Source organism: Sinorhizobium kostiense (assembly GCF_017874595.1).
GTDB classification, from domain to species: Bacteria; Pseudomonadota; Alphaproteobacteria; order Rhizobiales; family Rhizobiaceae; genus Sinorhizobium; species Sinorhizobium kostiense.
On record NZ_JAGILA010000003.1, the window covers coordinates 227,834 to 242,363 of the forward strand.

Here is a 14,530-nt window from a genome sequence, read left to right on the forward strand (position 1 = left end):
AGACCGGTCAGGTGTCAGTGTTGGACGGTTGGGCAGAGGACTCCGTCAGCGTCGCATCGATTTATTCAAGCTCGTGCCAAAGGCATTTTATTGTACAATTCAGAAGAGAAATGATAGTTCCAGCAGTACAATACTTACCCTCTTGGAGTGATAGGCAAATTGAGTGTATCTGTGAAGGATATCTTCTCCGACCGTCATCCTGAATGATTATGGAAAGTGACGTATATTCTGTCTAGCTACGGCGCAACGCAAGGGTGTAATATCTTTAGGGCGCACAAAACAGGGGGGCAAGACATTGGCGAACCAGGAAGCTGTAGAGGATTTGATTCAACGGCACGCAGCGATATTCGATTCGGTTGAAACGATTACAGTGCGCGCCGCTCCGACAATGGTCCACGGGCGTCCGGACCACAGCAATTATCATATTGAGGTGATCGCGCGGCGGCCCGCCGCGCTGGACCTACCTCCGCAGATCGACGGTATCGTGGTCCTCAAGATTGCCGCGACGATGGAAGAACAGGCGTTGCGATACAACGGCCTCACCATAAATGACGCGGACGCGCTGTCGCGCGAATGGCGAACAGGCCTCCTGCGCGGCGCAGATGAGGCGCCACGCGACTATAGCCTGCTCACCTACAAACCGCTCAACCCGTCAAAGCTCGTCGAAGTGAATGAAGATTGCGAGCTTACGTTGCATGTGAGCCCGGACGCCGGATGGGCGGTCCTGTGCGAGTATCTTACGGACCCCTCCGATCTCAATATCGGGATGTATGATTTGACGGCGCCACACATTGTGAATGCGCTTGAGGCAATCGGGCAGCAAGGCGGCAAGCTTGGCCTATGCCTTGGACCCAAAGCATCGCTGGGCAGCGGGACCAAAGCGGAGGACATTCCTGAAGCCGACGTGAAAGCCCGGCTGGAAGCGGCGTTTGGCGAGCGCTTCCGCTTCGCCTGGGCTTCAGTGGGTGGGCGAAAGCAGTTTCCATCGGCCTATCACATCAAGGTTGCGGTCCGAGACGCTAAGCAGTTCTGGCTGTCAAGTGGCAATTGGCAGAGTTCGAACCAACCAAAGCGTCGGTTCGCAGGTGATGCGGCCGGCACTCCCGCAGATGGCGCCGACATGGCGCGCTACAATCGTGAATGGCATATTGTCGTCAAAAGCTCGAAGCTTGCGGAGATCTTCAAAGCCTATCTCGACAAAGATCGCGAAACCTCTGAATTTGACGAGAGCAGTCCCGAAGCAGGCAACCTCACTCCGCTTCCCGCCTCCCCGGTGCGATGGCCAAGCGATGACGAATTCACATTAGAGTTCCGTGTCCCTGATGGGCCCGACGCGGCGCTCCCCGAGGCGCCGCGTCCGTACCACAAGGCCTTTCCGCCAAAGAAACTAGCGAGGCGCAAGCGGCGTATCATGCCACTGCTCACGCCCGACAATTTCGGAGAAGAGGTACTGGCCCTAATTGAGTCGGCAACGACAAAACTGTGGTTTCAAAACCAGTCCCTTTCGATCAACGTGACACCTTCGCCCTTGTATCGTAGGCTGGTGACCGCTCTGCGAGAGAAGGCTTGGGCTATCGAGAACACCCGAATATTCTTCCGCGATTTCATCCAGGAGGATACGAAGGACGCGCTCCGCGCGCTGGATCGCGATGGCTTCCCGATGCACAAGGTGCGAGTCATGAAGAATGTGCACACCAAGGCTATTCTGGTGGATGATCGTCTCACGCTTATCGGCAGCCATAACTGGACCAACGAGGGTACGAACTACAACCGCGACGCCAGCCTGATCATCGATGACAAGGATGTGAACGGTTGGTATGCCGGGGTGCTCGACCATGACTGGAACCATCTCGCCTATCAGTTAGCTTACGATCTGGAGGTGCCGAGTGCAGTCCTTCCGCTCGGCGGCGAGGAAATCGCCGGCATCCCCAAACGGCTAGATCCACGCATGGACGTGGTCAAGCGAGATTAGCCGCCGGCTTCGGCCTGCCCCGCGGTCTCCCAGATAAACGGCCTGAGAAAGCGGCTGGCACGGTTGCGCTTGTAGCCACCCTCGGCCATACCGCCCCAGTGCATGCCGATTACCGTGCCAGTTTCGACATCCAGCACCGGAGCTCCGCCGCTGCCGCCAACGGTTGACGCGTCGTGGTCAAAGGTCTCGCCCTCGTCAACGGCGGCTAGTATGAAGCCAGGGAGCAGAAACTTACGCACTACGCTGCTTTTGAGATCCACGTTATAGCCAAGCACACAGATAGCACGGCCCGGTTTGCCGTGATCCAGTTCAGAAACTGGAAGCACGAAGGTGGAGTTGAGGGGCTCCATGAGGCGAAGAAGGGCGACGCGCGCTTCAGGGTAAATCGCCAGGCATTCGCAAAGGATCCCATCGCCTGGGGCACCGCCGGTGACCCGGCATTCGTCGGCTCTGGAGAAATAGACCCGCGCCGTCTCAGTCGCCTGCCCGACAACGTGGTTTGCGGTCACCACCAGGTCTGGCGCCACAAGAAATCCGGTTCCCGCGCCCTGAGTGCCTTTGTCCCCGACTACGGTAACCAGCCCGCATCCCGTTAGAAAGCGTTCGATTCGAGGACGTTCGATCTCAAGCTGGCGCCACTGAACGGGGGGAGGCTCAAAGCGGCCATTTTGCACGGCAAGTTGTGGCTCGCGAGAAAGCCAGGAAGAATAGGCGGTGCCGATCGAAAGTGTGCGCCGCGCGCGATCAAATTCGGAAGGGTACCGATCGAGCGCCTTGCCGAAATAATCTATCAACACTCGAAATCCGTCGGCAAAAACGGGGAGACCGCATTCGAGCGCCTTGGAGAAATAGCTATGCCGGTCTTCAGGCGCGCAGAGCCCTGCAAGGATGTGCGTGTCGCAAAGATTACCGAAATGATTGAGCATGTTCTGCATTGCCGAGTATTCGTTCCAACTGGTGTCGCCTTTCCGAAAGTCGCCGCGAAATTGCTCGCGCCTGCCATCGCGGACGAGTGCGTAGCCGGCGAGGCACGCGGTGAGCGGATCGGTCATCTTGGCGTCGAGCAGCGCATCGATGATCGAGGCGGGCACCGGTCGGCCGGCCACGAAAAATCGCTGCGCTTTCTCGATCAACGGCAAATCGGTTTCTTCAAGGTCACCGCCGCCCAGTTTAAAAAGGTATTGCAGGACCTCAAGATTTCCGTCGTCGGCAACGCCGATCACAAGGGTCGAGACTCGCCCTGCCATGCCGTTCATCGCAAAGCGGGTCGGCGGTATGCCGGGCAAAGACACTTCGACGGAGTAGCTGCCGAGCGGGCAGCGTGCAGTCAAGTAAGCTGTTCCTGGGAGATTGACAATGGGGCGCAGGCGTTGATCGCCGCCGCCGGGCGAACCACCTGGCAACAAGGCTTGCACATTTCTCAGAAACGCCTTGACGCTTGCTCCCTTGAGCGGTTCGTATCCGGTTACCCCAACGAGGATGGTGACCCAGGCTTCCTGGGACTTGCGGTTGATCGCCTTGAGCTTGATTGCCCGGAGACGGCGCATAACGTCAGAACGGGCAGAATATGCGGCGTAGGCGCCAAAGGCGAGAAGCGAGGTTAGCCTGAATTCTGCCTGGCGCCCCAAACTCTCAGCGGGCTCGACACCGTCCTCGCTCGTGGTCATGCCGAGGTCGCGGACCGCCGCGGCGCTTACGCCGGTCAGTAAGGACGGCGCCACGTCTAAAGTGATGTAGTCTCCGCATTCAGGAAACGCGAACGGCCGCAACTCGAGCGGCCGATCAGCGCTCAGTACGGCGGCGCGATAGTGGCCGGCTTTGGGATCGTTGAAATGGACAACACCAAGAGCCGTGACGGGATTATTGTCGGGGTCGAAGGCGACGATGGGCATGGTGCGATCGCTTGTCGCGAACGATAGACTGGTGGGGACCGCGTGGGCCTGCGGAGGTTTAAGCTCCAGGTCGATGATCCCGTCATACGGTACGGCGATCGTCACCTGGTTGGAAGTGAGGCCAGGCGCGCGTGCTCGGACGTCATAAAAACTAGGTTTTAGAAACAACTGATTGGTCGCCTTGAGCGGCGGGCCATACTGCGGCTTGAGACGCTGCCGCTCGTAGAAAAGCTCAATTCAGCCCTCATTGATTTTGTCACCTGGGGTAACTCGGACATGCAGGGGTTGTGGCGGCACGCGAGCCGCGTCAATCGTTGCGATCTCGAACTCGGGCTGGCGGGCATCCGGGTCGATTTCGGGGGCCTGGACATAACGATACGGCGTATCGAGGAGAAAACGGCGGATCCGCGTCTCGACCATCTTGCGTACATAAGCGGCGAGGCGCGCGAAGGTCAGCTGATAGTCGGTCTGGCCCGCAAGCCGCTGAAGTGCTGCCGGATGCCCGTTCAGGCCCTCAAGCAGCGCGGTCGCGAATACCCCGTATCCCGAACCGAGCTCGAGCGATCGCTCACCAGGCGCGGTTGCGTAGAGAATATTCTGCGCGCATCCCGCATCGTCGAGGACGGGACGGAGATAGCGACCGACCGACGCGCCGGCGGTTGAAGCATAATCAGCAAGGGCAAAGTCGCGACAGGCATCGATGAAGATCAATTGATTTCTGGGACCATATGCGCGAAGGGGACTCAATATGTCCTCAAATCCCAGTAGAAGATTGCTGTCGATTGGAAGCTCCTTCACATCGAGCGGGAAGAGCACGGGCTCGGGGCGTTGGCCCCTCGCCCATTCATGCGAGCAGCCATGGCCGGCAAAGTAGAAGTAAAGCCGATCGCTGGCGCCCCAATTTCGCTTGCGGATTTCCGTGAGCAGCAGTGCCATGATCGCCTTGCGTGTTGGCGCAACGTTGGCAACGCGCACCCCGCTGTCCGGTAAATCGACCTTAGCCGGCGCGCCGCCCGGTGGCGCCACCATCATGCGCAGATTTGACGGGTCGACGCCTCCCGAACCGATCGCCCAGTCAGCAAAGCGGATCGCGTCGGCGGCACAGGCGCCGAGCTTCCAGGCCGGGCTCTTATAGGCGTCGATTCCGATCGCGATGCAATGGCACGTCATTGACTGCTCACTGAAAGTTCAGCCCGTAGCCGGAAAGGGTCTCCTTAAGGCGCCAGATCTGGAGGGCATAGTTTGAACGCTTGTAGAGTCCACGGAAATGAAGACCGATGACCTTGCCCGCCTGGAGATCGACGACACAGGAACCGCTATTTCCACCTAATGTCGAACAATCATGCGAGAAAGCGAGAAAATCGTCGAACGCCGCTCCATATTCACCGGGCTGCAGCCGTTTCGCCTGGTAGATGTCGTTAAAAATCGCCTGCATAATTTCGGGCGGCACGACATTCTCGTTATCGGTCCAGGGATAGCCCACGAGATAAAGGTCTTTGTCGTCGTCGTCGCTTGGCGCCGCACTGCTCAGCGCAACAGGTTTCGGCAGGAAAACGCCAGCAGGAGCGAACGAAAGCCGCTCGACCCGCAGAAGTGCGAGATCCAGGCTTTTCATCCTCTCCGCCTCGAAGCGATTGTGACCGAGTACCACATCGGTGATCTTAAATTGCTTGCGGGTTGGAATGTCATGCTCTGCTTTGAAATCGACCGTTGGCAAGGCGCCGTGGCGGATCACCCAGCGGCTATAATCTGGCGCGGGGTCGGCGAACAATTCAACCACGTGCATGTTGGTCATAATGAGATCTTCGCTGACGACAAAGGCCGTGCCAAGCATCGTGCGCGTGTTGCCGGTGGCCATATCCACACGGCCGACCAGAGGGAGTAACCGCTCGACATCCGACCGATATGGCGAATCCAGCCGCGCCCAACGCTGCGGCGGCAACGCAAAGCTGTCGTTTTTTACAAGCAGCGCAGGTCGCTCGGTCAATCGAATGACTGCCTCTTGTCCAAGTATTTCGGCAGGGTCTAGTTCGACGCCAGGGTCATTGATCGACTTGAGGGTGGCGGAAATGCCGGCCTCAACCAACGCCTCACTCGCCGCTGCGGCCGCATCGTTGACTGGCAATCCAGCGACGATTGAGCGCAGACGAAGATTGGACTTGAGGTTTGATCTGATGGTGTCGGGGTCAAAGCCGGGGGTAGTGAGGTCCGGCAGATATTGCGAGAAGTCGATTAAGTCCAGCGGCAGCTTATCATCAAATGCTCGCACTTCAAGCCTCCAAAGAACTTCCTAGGTTGCATAGTAACTGAAAACCCTTATGAGGCGATAGTATTCATTTCGGATCGGTCCGAATATTCATCAGGACGTCTTCGCCGCTGATTTACTCCGTCTTCGCCTCGCGATTTATATTGATGACTTCAAAAATAATGCGGACAAGCTGCACATGAATCCGCGCAGTTGAAGGGATCTGAACCTGTGACCGGCAGATCTGAAGACACTAAGTCACTGAATAAATTGAAGACGGCTGTTGCCCATTGTCGACTTGGTTAATGACAGTGTTGGGAGCGAGCGAGTCCGCCATCCCGCCGCCTCATCGAGATCCCCGTTATCCAAACTTAGCGATAACCGCCGTTCCCTGACCTACGGTTGTGGATACTCGGCTAGCAGAGCCGTAAGCTTGAGTACCGACCATGCCTCATAGGAGGTTCGGACAGACTGGCAATTCGACGACTCGCCGTTAGTGCGCGAGCTTTACGGCCTCCAGCCGAGGAAGCCTCGGCATCAGCGTCAGAACGCCAGGTTTCTGTGACACTTCGAGCCTGACGAGACTGCCACCACGCTGCAGTGATGCGCCTACTGGTACGGCTTTCTTGGCCCCACCGGGTAATTTTCAATGTATTCTTCAAGAAGCCCATAGTGCTCAAGTATCCTAAAGGGATTGTTCATGGCGGCGGCCATCCGGTGAGCGTCATCGACCGAACACCACGGACAGAGACCTCCCTTGTCCCTTAGTGGCTCGGTACATTCAGCGCATTCCGCGATCGGAGGTGATATCTCCGAGTCCGAAAACACTCTGCTACTCCCCGCGTCTGTGATGAGGTAAGGCATCGGATAGCTGCGACCTATTCTCCCGATATAGAAGTCGGCGCCGAGCTCTTGCGCTACCTCCTGAAGAGCATCTCTCGTCTGCGAGGAAGACTTGGCACCGGAGACTATCGCCGCGACACATTGCTTGGGGACATAGAGAATCTTATTGCCGCTCACGTTCTCGACATATTCGTCGATATTGACGGCGCGCACTTCCTGCTCGTAGCTCCATTCCAGATACTTCGAAAAGTAAGCTTGATAAAGTACAGCGTTCCGAAGGGCCATGGCGTCCCTTGGCTTCTTCCGGTGAGCTGCCATCTCCGCGAACGAAATCAGCGTCTCACTTGGTCGGTCTCGGTACGAAATCTCGCGGACCAGAAGATCTTGGAAGACCTCTTGCAGCTCGGCAACGTCGAACCCGATCACGAATCCTTTGTGATTGTTTCCGTAGTGTGCCCACATTGGGGTCACGACGGGTGATTTCGAGAAGCAGGTGGTCAACAGCGACGGAATTTCCTGGACCACCTCGCTGTAAGTCGCCAGCAGGTCGGAGCCTTGTTCAAGGTCTACGCCTAGGAAAAGTTCGAACGGATCGTTGTAATCCTTTGGCAGGCTGCACTTGAAGCCGACATGGCCATCACGAACAAAAACGCGTTCAACAACGCTCTCTGAAAAGTACTTGAAGATCAATTTCATTTGGTAGGTCGCCCCATGTTCCGCAGCATTGATACCCTAGGCGACGCCGCTGCAAAAGAGGTCGCCAGAGCGCCCAGAAAATTCCTGTTTATTGTTCGTGCGAAACCAGCCGCAATGCTTGATACAGCAGATAATCCATATCATCGTTCTCGCTACCAATAATCGCATCGACGACCCACAACTCAAAGGCGCCCTGCACGCGATTTCAGCCCACTTTGCGGTCGGAATACAATTCGAACCCGCTACCGTCGTCCTTCCAACGGGTACTGGCAAGACTGAGACGATGCTTGCAACGCTCGTCTATCGTCGCCTCGGTCGCACACTGGTTCTCGTGCCAAGCGATGCGCTTCGGAGCCAGATCGCCCGCAAATTCATAGGTCTCGGCGTTCTGCCCGATGCACAGGTGATAGGCCACGACCTTGCCAAGCCACGTGTTGCAGTGATCACCACGGGCATCCGATCCATGGAAGATCTGGATTTGATTGTTCGTAATGCGAACGTCATCGTAGCCCTGCCGAACGTCCTGGAAGCCTCAGACCCGGCCGTAGTCCGCCGACTTGCGGAGGCATGCTCTGATCTAATTGTTGACGAGGCCCACCACATCACTGCGAAAACGTGGAATGGCGTCCGCGAGCATTTCTCGGGAAAGAGAATTCTTCAATTCACAGCCACGCCGTTTCGTCGAGACGGCAAGCGCATCGATGGCAAGATCATCTTCAACTACAAGCTCGGGGACGCGCAAGCCGCCGACTACTATCGGCCCATCAATCTTAGGACGATCGAAGAATATGGTGACGAAGAGGCGCACGACATCGCTATCGCCAAGGAAGCGATCGCCGCGCTCCGACACGATCGGGACGACCTGAAGCTCGATCATCTGATGATGGCGCGAACATCCTCCAAGGATCGCGCGGAAGCCGTTGGCCGCATCTACCAACGTCTTGCACCGGATCTGAAACCAGTGATCGTTTACTCCGGTCCCGGACGCACAGTCGCTAATCGCGAGGCCATGAACCAGCTATTCGATCGCGGAGCCGCCGGCGCGAGGATCGTGATCTGCGTAGACATGCTGGGGGAAGGATTCGACCTGCCTTACCTGAAGGTCGCAGCACTCCACGACACACATAAGTCACTCGCCGTGACCCTGCAGTTCATCGGTCGCTTCACCCGCAAAGGCCCCAAGGAGGCGATTGGGGAGGCCTCGGTTGTGATAAACATCGCCGATCCCGATGCGGAGGCGAAGCTCGCTGACCTCTATGCGGAAGGCGCCGACTGGGATCACATCATCAAGCGGTTGAGCGAGGACAGGATTGATCAGGAGCTGCGGCTCCAGGACGTCGTTCTAGCGCTCAAGGAAACGGGTAACCTCCATTCCAATCTTTCGCTCTGGAATCTCCGGCCAGCACTTTCGGCGCAGCTCTTCCGGACGAAATGCGTTGAATGGAGTCCATTGGCCTTCGAGTCAGTGCTCCCGAAAGGGTCCGAAACCTGGTACGCATTAAGTGAGCACGACAATGTACTGGTTGCCGTCGTTTGCCGTTCAAGCGATGTCTCCTGGGGCAACTACCAGAATGTGTTCGACACGATATATGACCTGCTAATTGTCAGGTGGGATAAGGTTGCAGGATCTCTCTGCCTGTTCGCAAGCGATTACGATGCACTGCGATCCGAGAAGCTTGCCAAGGCAATTACGGACAACGACACAACCCTGGTTTCAGGAACCCCGATCTTCAACATCCTCAACAATGTTGAACTCCCGTTGGTGAAGAGCCTGGGTTCATCACGCATTGGCGCGATCAGCTTCACCTCGTATTTTGGTCCCAACGTCACGGAAGGGCTCGCCAGCATTGAGAAGGCCGAATCTACCCTAAACAACCTTGCCTGTCTCGGATACGAGGACGGTGAGCGCGTTCTTTGGGGAGGAACCCAGCGGCGTGGCAAAGTCTGGCAGCAGAAGGCCGGATCGATATCCGACTGGATCGAATGGACCTCGGCAACGTGGGCAAAGGTTACATCTGACGTCGAGAGCGACAGCAACATCGTCCGCGATTTCTTGCGTCCGGAAAGAATGACGAAATCACACGCGGCGTGGCCGATAGCAGCCCAATGGGGTGAACAGGCGCAAACTCGCTTCAACGACAAACAGTATGTCGTCTTCGGGTCCTTGGAGGTCCCGGTCTTCGCTGTAGACTTGAAGCTAGGCGATGTCGGCCCGTATGGCGAGATAGTCTTTCGCATCGAGTGTGACGAGGCAACCTCCGAATACAGGCTCGTCATCAGCGACGAAATCCCCGGTGGCTACCGCCACGATCACCTCTCTGGCCCGACCGTCTTTTTCCGATACGGTACGCAGCCAGCAATTGCGTTAGACGAATACCTCCAGAAGGATCCGTTCATCGTTCGCTATTCGGACGGCACCTATTCCTACAACTGCTACCACATTCCCGTGAAGCTCGACGCAGGGCTTTACCAGCGGGAGAAGCTCGAAGCCTGGAACTGGGATGGCATCGAACTGAACAAGGAGTCTATGCACAAGATTGGAGATCAGCAGACAATCCAATTCCGGACGTTCGAGCAGATCAAGGGTGAATTCGACGTTATCTTCAACGACGACGGCGCGGGCGAAGCTGCTGACCTTGTTTGCCTCAAGGATGTCGATGAGACCACTGTCCGATTAAGCCTCGTCCACTGCAAGGGCGCCCACGAGGGTCGTGTGTCCCAGGACATCCGGAATTTCTATGTCGTCTGCGGTCAGGCCCAGAAAAGCATAACCGCAAAGCACGCTGGGCTTCCGACGCTTTATCAAGATCTGAAGAGACGTCACGAAATCTGGGGACGCGAAGGCTATAGCCGCTTTCTCAAAGGCAATATAAAGGACCTCTCGTACTTCAAGGAGAAGTCGCGCCGCGCGAAACTCGATTTCGAGATGTTGCTCGTGCAGCCGGGAGGCTCGGTTGCTTCGATCACGGATGACGCTCTACGGCTCTTGGCAACGACCGAACTCTATTTGCTGAAGACCACCCAGGCGAAATTCCGCGTCGTGCTATCACCCTGATTCCGAACTGCACGATCCGGGTATCCGAATTCTGATAATGCCCGAGCGGCGTCCTCATAACGATTTTCGGTTGTTTGGATAGAAGATCGCTGCCGCAAGCAACGCACAAAAATATATCGTTTAAATATCGCGGGAGGGCATTTTCTGCTCTGGCAATTTTTGCGGAAATCAAATTACCCTACGCAATAAGGTTTTCTGGGGAGAGACGCTTGGGAGAGGCCAACCAGTTTAATGCATCCGGCTCGCTTGCTGGCTACCTTTATCAATGCAGATTAGCTTTGCTTCTTGCGATCCGCGAAATGAAGGTGAAGCCGAATTGCCATATCTCGATCGAGAGGTTCGACGATATAACCTTCCATGAAGAAGATCTGGCGCATTGCGTGGTTCAGGCCAAGCATCATATTGGCTCAAAGGACGTCACCGATAACAGTGTCGATGTCTGGAAAACCCTCCGCATCTGGATTTCACAACTGAAAGCAGGCTCCTTCTCGAATGCCGACACGCGGCGGTTTCTTATTACGACCGCGACGGCTCCTGATGATGGAGCACTAGCCATGCTACGCGCTGAATGCGGTTCCTCCGAGCGTAAGACGGCAAAAGAGCGGCTGGCAACGGCGGCGCGCGCTTCGACCAACAAGACATCGAAGGCGGGCCGTAACGACTTCCTGGCGTTGACCGAGGAGGAAGCCGACGTATTGCTCGCGTCAATTACTGTGGTGGATGGCGCGCCAAATCTGCACAATGTTGTCGACGAAGTCGAAGGGGAACTTCGCATCCTGTCGGCCAGTTCAGCCGACAGGGTTGCGCAATCGCTCGAAGGCTGGTGGCTCGGGGCCGTTGCAAAGCGTCTCGTTGGTGTCGAGACATCGGACATCCCCGTACAGCACATTGCGATCAAGGCACAAGAATTCGCGGCTCTCTACGGGCCACTTGGCCTTCCCGTGAGCGATCCCAGCGAATTCGGTGAGCGTCCCTACTCGATTGAGGATGAAGGCGAGACCTACGTCAAGCAGATGCGCCTGATCCAGCTGCCTGACAGGGCGATTAAACGTGGGATTCAGGACTATTACCGATCGAATACGCAAAGATCAAAATGGGCGCGAGAGAACCTCCTCCTCGACGGTGACGTTGCGCGATATGAGGCAAAGCTCCAAGATTCTTGGGAACGTAAATTCGACGAGGAATGCGGTGACGCCCATACCGCCGACGACGCTTCGAAGAACGCAATGGGCCGAAAGGTCTTCCACTGGGCAAGCCAGCAGCAGATCGAATTCCGGAATGTGATTGAGACCTGGATCACGGCAGGATCGTTCCACGGGTTGGCGGATCGAGTGAAGTTGGGTTGGCATCCGAATTACCTGGATCATCTTTCGGTTGGAGCTGATGATGCCGCGGCTTGATCCCTGGACCCGGCGCCCACCTGAAGAAGCGAACCTCTTCGGCCCCTCGTTTCTGTGCGCGCTGTCGCATGAATTTCTGCGCGATTTCACTAAGGACGGCCGCGATGGGGCGTCGCTCTTTTTGCTGATCCTCGCACTGTCGACGGCCTTGCACCGAAACAGCCGGGAGCGACTGCCTTATTCAACGGTCACCTCGCTTTATGCCTGGGTGCAGGAAAACGAGGATCTGCTCATCGGATTTGCGTCGAGAGCCCGGAACCTCACGCCCTACCTGAAGGAGGCCGTGCTGTTCGGGCTTGCTACAAAAACGATCGCGGTAGATGACGCGGGAAATCTTCGGACCGGAGATCGCCGTGCAACCTTCCCAAAGTCTTTCTTGGACGACACCACCGCAGAAACCAAAGAAATCATAGATAGATCGAAGTTCATGGGTAGATGGCTTGCAAAATCTGGATCTGAAACGTCGGTCGCCGCGGCGTTGGGAGTACGTCCATGAGTTTCATCATTAAGGCAATCGTCGTCTACAGCCACACCGGCGAACAGCAGATCGTGCCATTTCGTGAGACTGGTCTGAACATCATTACCGGCAAATCTAAGACCGGCAAATCGGCGATCATTGACATTGTCGACTACTGCCTTGGTCGCGGCAGCTACAATGTCGCCGAGGGAGCGATCCGCAAGAAGGTATCATGGTTCGGTCTACACATTGCTAAGGGCGAGGACGAAGTGTTCATCGCTCGTGACAATCCAGGTCCGGGTGCCGGCACGGGCTCCAAGGTGTTTTTCCGCCGCGGTCGGAACCTCACCTATCCCTCCCTCGACGAGATCACGAAGAACACCACCGAGGAAAGCCTCAAGGAGTTCGTGACGCGTTTTGCGGGGATCCAGGAGAACGAGCACCGACCGATCTCAGGCACCCGTCCGCCATTGGAAGCAGATATCGGGCACGCGCTTTTCCTCTGCTTCCAGAAACAAAATACCATCGCCAGCCAAGACCAGCTCTTCCACCGGATGAACGAGCAGTTCCTGCCTCAAGCGATGAAGGATACCCTTCCCTACTTTCTTGGGGCGGTGGATGAAGATCATTTCCGGCTGTTCGGGGAGCTGGACGAACTTCAAAAGAAGCTGAGGATTCTGGAAGCTCAACAGGCCAAGCATGTGCAGGCGGTCGATGTCAGCCGGTCCCGTTTAACGAGAATCCTCAACGAGGGAAGGAAGGTCGGGCTTATACGCCAGGACTATCAGGCCGTGGACGATAGTGTTTTCGCCTTCCTCGCAAGGATCGGGGAAGGCGCTATCGATCAACCTGACCTCACTTCCGATTTCGGCGAAACCATCGCGCGCCTCCGCGGCGAGCAGAGCACGCTGCAAGAGCGTCTGGGAGACCTTAATCAGGACGTTCGGGCCGCGCGTGCCTTCTTCTCCGACCAGACCGACTATTCCCGCGAAGTCAGCGAGCAGCGATCGCGCCTGAAGAGCATCGAGCTGTTCAAGACCGACATTGAAGCGCCGAAACAATGCCCCTTCTGCGATTCGCATCTGGAGTCCCCTATTCCACGCGTTACGCAGGTGAGAGACTCGTTGAAGCGGGTCAGCGCCCAGCTTGATGGCCTCTACCGCGATAACCCCCATATCCAACGGCATATTGCGGAACTCGAAAGCAAGATTGGCGAAGCTACCGACAATCTGAAGCTAGTTCAGAGAGAGCTACAGCGCGCCGTTCTCGATGATGAGGCCGCCAAAGCCCGTCAGGACCTGATGGTTTCGCGCGGCCGCTTTCTGGGCCGGCTCGCGGAATTTCTTGAATCGATGGCGCCGGATCGGGACGACCTGGAGCTTGCCGCGGAAATTGAGCAGGTCAAGGGTCTGATTGCTGCGGTTCGCTCCCGCATCAACAGCGACGATATAGAATCGCGACTGCAGACAATCCTCAGCTTCATCAGTCAGAAGATGACGGACTATTCCGGTCAGCTTGATCTAGAACATAGCGGCAGCTCGCTGCGATTGGACGTCAAGAAACTTACGGTGGTCGCCAATACGGTCGATGGCCCGATCCCACTGAACCGTATGGGAAGCGGCGAGAACTGGGTAGGCTATCACGTGCTCAGCCACCTCGCGATCCACTGGTGGCTTCGCGAACGGGATCGCCCCGTTCCGGCCTTCCTGATTTTCGACCAGCCGACACAGGCTTACTATCCGCCAGACATTTCCGAAGGTGGGCTTGAACAGATCGAAAAGGATGCCGATCGGGCCGCTGTTAAGGCCTTGTTTAAGCTGATGGCCCACGCTTGCCAAGAGATCAAGCCGGACTTCCAGGTGATCGTTCTCGATCACGCGCATCTCACCGACGATTGGTTTGAGGACGCTATCGTCAGGGAGTGGCGAGGAGATAGCGCGCTTGTGCCATACCAATGGCCGGAAGGATAA

Annotated in this window: 9 protein-coding genes; 5 read left to right on the forward strand and 4 right to left on the reverse strand. The window is 56.6% G+C overall.

The window, feature by feature from the left end; genetic code table 11:
- The first annotated feature begins 295 nt into the window (after positions 1-295).
- Positions 296-1,972 carry a phospholipase D-like domain-containing protein gene (locus J2Z31_RS13810; RefSeq protein WP_150852060.1) on the forward strand — a complete coding sequence of 559 codons (1,677 nt, stop codon included), beginning with the start codon at positions 296-298 and terminating at the stop codon, positions 1,970-1,972.
- Here the strand turns inward: J2Z31_RS13810 and J2Z31_RS13815 are convergent.
- From J2Z31_RS13815 to J2Z31_RS13830, 4 genes are all read right to left on the reverse strand, one after another.
- Positions 1,969-3,864 (reverse strand): trypsin-like serine peptidase, encoded by a 1,896-nt coding sequence (locus tag J2Z31_RS13815; protein ID WP_028002652.1) that lies wholly within the window; start codon positions 3,862-3,864, stop codon positions 1,969-1,971. The genes J2Z31_RS13810 and J2Z31_RS13815 overlap by 4 nt on opposite strands.
- Before the next feature lie 237 nt (positions 3,865-4,101).
- Positions 4,102-5,034 (reverse strand): caspase family protein, encoded by a 933-nt coding sequence (locus J2Z31_RS13820; RefSeq protein ID WP_028002653.1) that lies wholly within the window; start codon positions 5,032-5,034, stop codon positions 4,102-4,104.
- A 7-nt stretch (positions 5,035-5,041) separates the two neighbouring features.
- Positions 5,042-6,133, reverse strand: coding sequence for a trypsin-like serine peptidase (locus tag J2Z31_RS29780; protein WP_050577631.1), 1,092 nt, complete (start codon positions 6,131-6,133; stop codon positions 5,042-5,044).
- Positions 6,134-6,718: 585 nt separating this feature from the next.
- Positions 6,719-7,648 carry a DUF2971 domain-containing protein gene (locus J2Z31_RS13830; RefSeq protein WP_028002654.1) on the reverse strand — a complete coding sequence of 310 codons (930 nt, stop codon included), beginning with the start codon at positions 7,646-7,648 and terminating at the stop codon, positions 6,719-6,721.
- A gap of 118 nt (positions 7,649-7,766) precedes the next feature.
- Between J2Z31_RS13830 and J2Z31_RS13835 the strand changes: the two genes are divergently transcribed.
- The 4 genes from J2Z31_RS13835 to J2Z31_RS13850 all read left to right on the forward strand — a co-directional run bounded on the left by J2Z31_RS13835 (position 7,767) and on the right by J2Z31_RS13850 (position 14,530).
- The gene (locus tag J2Z31_RS13835) at positions 7,767-10,703 is read left to right on the forward strand and encodes a DEAD/DEAH box helicase (RefSeq protein WP_234710697.1); all 2,937 of its coding nucleotides are present in this window, start codon (positions 7,767-7,769) and stop codon (positions 10,701-10,703) included.
- Positions 10,704-10,912: 209 nt separating this feature from the next.
- On the forward strand, positions 10,913-12,103 hold the full coding sequence (locus J2Z31_RS13840; protein WP_150852062.1) for an ABC-three component system protein: 1,191 nt from the start codon (positions 10,913-10,915) through the stop codon (positions 12,101-12,103).
- The gene (locus tag J2Z31_RS13845; protein WP_028002656.1) at positions 12,090-12,599 is read left to right on the forward strand and encodes a three component ABC system middle component; all 510 of its coding nucleotides are present in this window, start codon (positions 12,090-12,092) and stop codon (positions 12,597-12,599) included. The genes J2Z31_RS13840 and J2Z31_RS13845 overlap by 14 nt, the downstream gene beginning before the upstream one ends.
- Entirely contained in the window at positions 12,596-14,530 is a 1,935-nt protein-coding gene (locus tag J2Z31_RS13850) for a DUF3732 domain-containing protein (protein ID WP_028002657.1), read from the forward strand. Before J2Z31_RS13845 ends, J2Z31_RS13850 begins: the two co-directional genes overlap by 4 nt.

Excerpts from the sequence above, each read along its gene's own strand:
- J2Z31_RS13815 (WP_028002652.1), bottom strand. The coding sequence starts at position 3,864 with ATGCCCATCGTCGCCTTCGACCCCGACAATAATCCCGTCACGGCTCTT.
- J2Z31_RS13820 (WP_028002653.1), bottom strand. The coding sequence starts at position 5,034 with ATGACGTGCCATTGCATCGCGATCGGAATCGACGCCTATAAGAGCCCG.
- J2Z31_RS13830 (WP_028002654.1), bottom strand. The coding sequence starts at position 7,648 with ATGAAATTGATCTTCAAGTACTTTTCAGAGAGCGTTGTTGAACGCGTT.
- J2Z31_RS13845 (WP_028002656.1), top strand. The coding sequence starts at position 12,090 with ATGCCGCGGCTTGATCCCTGGACCCGGCGCCCACCTGAAGAAGCGAAC.
- J2Z31_RS13850 (WP_028002657.1), top strand. The coding sequence starts at position 12,596 with ATGAGTTTCATCATTAAGGCAATCGTCGTCTACAGCCACACCGGCGAA.